This window comes from Psychrobacter sp. DAB_AL32B (assembly GCF_002224105.1).
Taxonomy (GTDB): Bacteria; Pseudomonadota; Gammaproteobacteria; order Pseudomonadales; family Moraxellaceae; genus Psychrobacter.
Window position 1 is genome coordinate 1 of sequence record NZ_NEXU01000047.1, and the last position, 7,455, is coordinate 7,455.

5 protein-coding genes and 1 tRNA gene are annotated in these 7,455 nt (G+C 42.6%); 4 read left to right on the top strand and 2 right to left on the bottom strand.

The features are described 5' to 3' along the window. A partial coding sequence (locus tag CAN34_RS05220) for a UvrD-helicase domain-containing protein (RefSeq protein WP_133063017.1) occupies positions 1-442 on the bottom strand: 442 nt, incomplete at its 3' end. Positions 443-518: 76 nt separating this feature from the next. Continuing rightward, positions 519-4,895, bottom strand: coding sequence for an exodeoxyribonuclease V subunit gamma (locus CAN34_RS05225; protein WP_089554745.1), 4,377 nt, complete (start codon positions 4,893-4,895; stop codon positions 519-521). A 518-nt stretch (positions 4,896-5,413) separates the two neighbouring features. Between CAN34_RS05225 and CAN34_RS05230 the strand changes: the two genes are divergently transcribed. The 4 genes from CAN34_RS05230 to CAN34_RS05245 form a co-directional block, all read left to right on the top strand. Further along, positions 5,414-5,947: a hypothetical protein gene (locus CAN34_RS05230; RefSeq protein WP_089554746.1), complete on the top strand. Its 534-nt coding sequence runs from the start codon at positions 5,414-5,416 to the stop codon at positions 5,945-5,947. A 41-nt stretch (positions 5,948-5,988) separates the two neighbouring features. After that, entirely contained in the window at positions 5,989-6,828 is an 840-nt protein-coding gene (locus tag CAN34_RS05235; protein ID WP_089554747.1) for a hypothetical protein, read from the top strand. A gap of 72 nt (positions 6,829-6,900) precedes the next feature. After that, positions 6,901-6,976: transfer RNA gene (locus CAN34_RS05240), tRNA-Arg, on the top strand. A gap of 212 nt (positions 6,977-7,188) precedes the next feature. Beyond that, positions 7,189-7,455: Arm DNA-binding domain-containing protein (locus CAN34_RS05245; protein WP_133063018.1), on the top strand; the 267-nt coding region annotated here is incomplete at its 3' end.

Here is a 7,455-nt window from a genome sequence, read left to right on the forward strand (position 1 = left end):
CACTTTGATCTGTCTTATCACTAGGTTTTTTGATGCTTTCATTTATTAGCGGTGGGTAAAGAATAGCTCGGAGACTAGAGTCAATTTTTAGCCTATTAAACCATTGCAATAGCTGATAAAAATCAGTCAAACGCTCATTGATACGCTGGCGCATCTCAGCGGCAGCGGCCCGGGTAAAGGACGTCGCGATAATCTGCTCAGGTGCGCGTTTTCCTTCAATTAATAAACGCAAAACAATACCTGTTAAAGTCCACGTCTTACCAGTACCAGCTGAAGCTTCTATCAAGTACTTACCGTTTAACTTGATACGAATCGCAGGCGGTTCTTCTGGCTTATTAGCGGTCTTGCCAGCTATGTTGTCAAAAAGGTCTTCAGGTAAAATATGGCTATAATCATGACCGACATCATCAAAACCATTACCAGCATTATTATATTGATCCATAAAAAATCACTTGTTCAAATTCGTACGGTGTCGTACGGTGAAAATCATTATTATTTATTATTCAGCATCAATAGCCTTACAGCGCTATTAAAGCTTCATCCATCGCCCCAAATAAAGGCTGTGCCAATGCAGGCAAGGCGTCCTTTAACTTGGCAAAGGCATCTTGTTTATAAAGGATATATTGCCATAGCTCATGCTGTGAGCAGCTGTCATAGATGGCGTCGCTGTTATAAGTTGGCCATAACCAGCTTTCAAAATCACTGTGCTTGGGTTGATAATCGGGTTCTTTGCTCAGTTTATGTAAATAATTAAGCGCATATACCGGTAATAGGATTATTGGTGTACTAGCTGCAACTTGTGCAAATCTGATCCATTTGGTTAGCTCTGCCAGCGCATCGTCATAAGCGATTGGTGCAAGCTCAAAGGTACTGTCATTTTTAGAGAATTTATACTCATCACTCCCTTTATTAAAGCGCCAGATACTTCTACCGTCACCAGCAGCCACTTGCGCCTCAGTGGTACGCCTTGCGACCTGCCAATAAATATGCGCCAACCAAAAACGCAGTAAATACTGTGTCCGCGCACTATTAGGTAATATATTTAACCACAGCTCAGGTGAGGATGACTCAGCTAACGACTTGTCTGAGCTTTGAGTGGCAATATTAGCGACAACTGGCACCACGCCTTTAATCTGCAATTGACCTTGAAGGTTTATATCAGAGGTATCAACCGTAATCATAGTCTCAGCACAAGGAGTTAGCAGAGCACTAGCATTTCTACTGGCTTCATCACGAGCACTGTCATTAGTGTGGCAATGAGTATCAATACCCAATGCTGCTAACTGTTCCACGAACTCCTGACATTGCTGCTGTAGTTTAAGCTGCTGATATTGCAGCGTTGATTGGCGTGCCACACCTGCTGGCATGATGGGATCGTATAGCAAATTGCTTATGCGTTTAGTAGCTTGGTTGCTCGCGCTGGTATTATTAATATCGATATCTTTATTTAACTCATCAAGTAGCTGCGCATTCACCTGATAGGCACTTAAACCAGATAACGACAAAGGCTCTTGGTGTGCCATCTCATCTTCAGGTAATACAACATGTACTTGCTGCTCTCGTAAAAAATGCTTGGCAGGGTGACGTACTTGGTAGTACAGATGTTGCATATCCACTTGGCTGATATCAAAGCGCTCATCCACACCTTGCACGGCCTCATTATTCACAGCTTCAATATCTAATAAGCCATTTGATAAATTATTTAATAAAATGCGCCGAGCAATATTGGTATAGTCTTCCTTGCTAGGCAGATTAACTTTAACAGGATTTAAATGAAGGTCGTTTTGAGAATGCAAGCGCTCAAACACCTCGTTCCAAACTCGCGCTGGTGCATTGGTGCTTTGTTGGTACAACTTTTCTTTTTGCATGGCACACGCAAGTAAATTCATCAGCACTTGCCCATCATCCTGACTGGTCATTAAGCTAGCTGAGTCAACGGATTCAGTATTTGACTGCACAAAAACTTCTTGCGCAAACGGTAATGCAGGATGACGCGTCACTAGCCATTGCTCGATAAGCTTAGGCAAATAACGCTGCACTTGCGCGGCCAATGCTGATTGGTCATCACTATCAACATCACTATCAACACTCATTAACGATTTAGTTTTAATCTGCTCAGTTTTTAAAGGATCCCACTGCCACTGCACTTCACCTTGTAGGAACTGCAATAGCTCACTTACCGGATTGGCTGGCAGATGCTCATGAGTATCGGTGAGACGCTGACCATTATAAAAAATCCAGCAAGCATTACGAGCACAGAGCAGCGCATCTAAAAACGCGCCATTATCATCATCTTCACTAAATCTATCACCGCGTCGTGCCAGCCCAGATTTCATCAAGTCATAACGGTTGTCACGGTCACGGTTGGGGAACTCGGACAAATCCATATTGAGCATGACCACTAAACCAAACGGTACATTACGTAGTGCGCCAAAACGTCCAAAGGTAATCACGCCAGTCGGCTCGGCACTGACTTGCTGGCTCTCAAGCTCATCTTCGATACTATCAAGCATAAAGCTCAGCTTTAAGGGTAAATTACTGACTTGTGATAACTTTGACTCAACTTGGCTGGCTTCAAGCTGTAGCGACATTGAAGAATGGGAAGCATCATCTGTCATCGTACTCGACTGGCTATCATTATCAGCATGGTAACGCTGATAATGACGGTTGGCACGCAAACTACTCTTAAAGCCGTTCATGGCATTAAAAATAGCGCGCATCGGACGCGTTTGATCAAGTGCGCCAAAATACGGATGAATGATATGATTTTCAATATTATTGAGCCAATTCTCAGCATTATGACGAGCTTGAAACTCGTAACGGCAATGATGTAATCCGCTATAAACACGGCATAGCGCTTCAACAATCGCTGCATCTGCCAAACTAATCGCCGACATAGGTATCGTTTTTTCGGCTAACGTATTATCTTGCCAATGATCAGGATATAAGCAATCACTGATACCAGCTTCAGGCATGACCAAACCTAGCGCTATCTTATCCAGTGCATGAGCAAAGCTAAACCGGTAATCGTAGTCTTGTGTATCAAGCGTTTGCTGCAAATGCGCTTCATCAAAACCACGTACAAACCCTGCTTGTTCCAATAAATCACACGCACGGCTCATCTGCTCATGCGTTAAGCCAAGGCTCTCATATAGCGGTGGCAGCATCAGCCAATCAAATACTTCAGCCGCTTCAAAGCGGGCGCTGTCACTGCCTAGCAGCCCATAAAAGCCACGTATCGCTTCCCATAGCTGTCGAATGGATTTATCGACGACGCCAGTGACTTTTGCCGGTAGCGTCAGACCGTCCTGCCCTTCTCCATTGACAAATACTGAATTAATGAGCTCATGATGACGATCGACGTCAGGTAGTAATACAACGATATCGGACAAATGACGCGTGCTACCGTCTTCATTTGACTCGTTTAACCAGCGCCCAATCATGCCGCGTAATACTTCAAGTTGACGTTGTAAATTATGGCAGGAGTGAATACTCAGGCTATTATCATATTGCGATAATTGCCATTGGCGTGATTGCTCGTAGCGTTTGCCTTTTAGGGTGACATCGCTATACCATAAATCAGAATCATTACTTTTGCTTAGGCTATTTTTCTCACTGACGTCATTATTACTCGAATCCATTTGCATTTGCTTACTAAGCGCAGCACTTAATCTTCCAGCGGTGGTTTGCGGCGTTGCGCTTTCATCCAGCATCAACACATCTTGCTGTAAATTCGCCAGCAAACTTAGCGGGTGCTCGGACTCTGATTCTGTTTCAGGTGTTTGCTGATAACCAACATCAAATTTATCTTGCCAATTTAACTTAAAGCCATTTTTATCTTCATTACCAGATAAACTTGCCAGCATGGCAAAGGTCTCACGCGACTGCTTACCCAAGCGTGACAATAGCGTATGCCCGTAATCACGTAAAAACACGCTTTCAGGGTTAATCACTTGCTGACGCTGTAACCACTGTTTGTCAACAATATCTGCCCAAAACAACTGCGATGGATTGTAATGTAATAAGGTGATATCAAGATATGTCGATAAACGCTGTAAAAAGTTAAGCTCATTTTGTGGTAATTGCTGAATGGTGAAAATATGCAGTTGCGTTGGTAATATCGCTTGGATATCTACACCACTATCTGCTTTATCTTGCGCCATAATCTGCCAAAATCGTGTCTCAATAGACGCGCGATGCTCGTATACTGAGGCAAATAACAAACGCCATAAATGTCGCTGGGCAAACTCCAGCTCCGTATAATGCGCAACCAACCACTCAGGTGTCTTGCCAGCATGCTTATCGAATTCTAGCGTCAGCTTATCTTTTTCAGCGACGAGCAACTCTACATCGACAGGCTTGTTATCAGACCATAGCGTCAGCCAGTCCTCACGATGAGTCAGATAACGACTAAATACTCGCGAAAAATCCGTCGCCAACGACCATAGCCGTATGTCTTGCTGACTGCGATCTGCTTCTTCATCCAATAACGCTGATAGCAGCGGATACAAAGGATGCTTATCATCTGCCATAATCTGTGCTTGGTAATAAGTAAAGTAACCAAACAGACGCCACTGCATCACAGCACCAGTCAACACTGCCACTTCTGGCACCGTTACAATCTCTTGCGTTCGCTGATTGGACTCTAACCAGACATTGTGCTCAGCCAAGACCTTTTGCATCAACGTCCATTGATACTGTCCCCAAAACTTAGTCGTGACTAAAGTACTGATGCCCGCCTGACTGGCAATCGACTTATCCAGCCAATCACCCAGCACCATCGATGGCACGATGACAATGAACTCTTCAAAGATAGGTAGGTTTTTAGACTTATAAGCGTCAAGTAACTGCTCAACTAAGCGTTCGGTACGGTGCGACTGAATAATGGTAAACATAGAGAATAGTCTGATTGGGATAATGGAATAGTGAAGCGAATAAGTATTGTTTGAAGACTTTAAGACATAAGCACTGTTATTAACAATTTAAAGGAAGTCGTATCGACGTAGTAAGCGAGCGAACCTGTTGATACTGGATTTAAAAGACCCTCTATACGCATACACTACAAATAAAGAAGGCGACAGGCGATACTTAGCAATCTATGTTTCGCGGTCGTTACTACAGTGTATTTCTGCTAGAATGATAGTCTTAAGTGTCAGATAAAAATAATCACCAGTTTTGCACCTTTAATGATAACGACTCATTACAATACTATTGATGATAATGATAAAGGATGATCCCTATCAGTGTGCCATTGATAGGGATCGTTTACCAGTATAGATACCAGCATTATAATACCTTGCGACAGTCAGTGTCGCGCTTAACCTACTCATAATTATAAAAAAACGGTCATCGCTTTTATCCGACCAACCATTGCACCTTTTAACTCTTTTTATTAACGAGATAACTAAATACTATGCGCTTGCGTCCCATTGATGCCATTTTCGTTGATCCTAAACGACGTTTATACGTTGTATACTATCGCGGTGAGCTATGGCAATTGCCACGTATGAAAATTGATGACAGATCTTGGCAGAATAGACAGCCCTATACTGATGATAGCAGTGCACTCTACCTCAGTATCCATCAGGCCATAAACGACCCTGTTTTAGCACAAAAATTACGCACGTTAAATCTCCCTGTTGCAGTACGTGGCAGTACGTTACCACGCTTTGAAGCATGGTGGGAAACACATGGTTTTAAGTGGCTTAAAGATAAGCTGAGTACTGGGCAATCACCGTTAGCTGCACATCAAGCAGCAGTGGCAAAAACCATTGACAATCAGCCTACTTCCCCTTCAAACTACCCATCTACCCATCCAAACAATGACAACACTACTGGTCATAAAGCTCCTGAACAAAAAACCACGCTCGTTGCAGGAGAAGCAACCGATATTTTTGCAGATATGCTGGCGGATTTAGCCGATGAAGTGCTGCAACAACAGCTTTAGCTCACATTCAAATAAACCAACAAAAAGAAGATCGGTACTATATGAAAGACTACAAGCTGCTACTGGCTGGGCTAATTTTACTGCTGTTGATCATTTTTATCGCAATCTTTACTTGGTTATGGACCAGCAACCGTAAAAATATGGATCCACTGCCTATTATGGCAAACGAGAGTGGATCATCAACTGCCGAAGAGGACGAAGATAGCATTACCAAAAGCTCGTTGCATATCCAAGCAGAAGAGAAATTGCAAGAACCCTTGGATGACGTCATTACAAGCTTTCAATCACGCTATCCTAATGTGCAAATCTTGACAAACTATGTATCTTCTACTGCCCTCCTTACACTATCAGACAACAACTTCACAGACAGCAACCTCATTGCTAATGAAGGCTCTCCTTTCGTCGTTGATATTGATATGATTATTGCCAGTAGCAACCTATCGACAGAACGCCTGTCACCGCTACAAGAAAAACTAAAAATGGCACAAGATAAGTATAACCAAACTAAAATAAATGATAGCACTGCGCAAAATGCTGATGTGAACGATATTCTCAATATAGACGGCAGTGCTGATGAAGCGGTCACTACTGAAGGTAAAAATGACAATGCTAATACCCGTAGTCTTGTGTCTTTTAGCTATGCCTTAAAAGATAAACAAGCAGCTGATGGTGTTATCTTAACGCAAAACCCTGTTGCCATTAACTTTCGAAACTTTTTGCTCTCAAGTACAGGGCAAGATGTATTGAGTAGACACGATTATGACAATATCGACGGCTATAAAAACGAGATGACTGACTTGTTCAAACCGAACTCTCGAGGAAAACAAGCAACAGACGAGCTGTCAGTAGATGTAGCCGAAGCACTTAGTAACGGCAAGTAAATCCAAATCACTCTGTTTATCTATTATTCATTGCTTTTATGAGTGCTTTTTTCTACAATAGCACTCCATTATGCGCCTATAGCTCAACAGGATAGAGCAGTTGCCTCCTAAGCGATCGATCCGAGTTCGAGTCTTGGTGGGCGCACCAACCATTGTATTTAGACATCACCTCGCATTACCTCAAACCCTTTAAACGCCTATCATACCTAGTTATGAGTCTTTATTAAACACTTGTCATTACCTACTAGCACCTCTACAATGTTGTTAAATGAGTTGTTAAATAATATACAACGTCATTTTTTGTTGTTAATTATGCAGTGAGGTTGTTGTTAAACCTCTCGACACCTTGGGGTATAAGCTATGACGAGAAGACAAGACTACCGATTAACTGACGCTGGTGCGAAAGCAATCGCCAAACAACCCACGCCTACTAAAGTCACACGCCATGGTGATGGCAATAACCTATATCTGATACAACATCCAAATGGCTCACTATTTTGGCAGATGACTTATCGCTATCAATCTGATAAAGATCTTAAGCCTAAACAAAAAACCTATCAGATAGGAATCTACAAACCAGCCAAGCAAAGTATTGACTCTACCTTTAAACCAGAGGTGTCGCTAAAA

Coding starts and splice junctions, on each gene's coding strand:
- CAN34_RS05225 (WP_089554745.1), bottom strand. CDS start 4,895: ATGTTTACCATTATTCAGTCGCACCGTACCGAACGCTTAGTTGAGCAG.
- CAN34_RS05235 (WP_089554747.1), top strand. CDS start 5,989: ATGAAAGACTACAAGCTGCTACTGGCTGGGCTAATTTTACTGCTGTTG.
- CAN34_RS05230 (WP_089554746.1), top strand. CDS start 5,414: ATGCGCTTGCGTCCCATTGATGCCATTTTCGTTGATCCTAAACGACGT.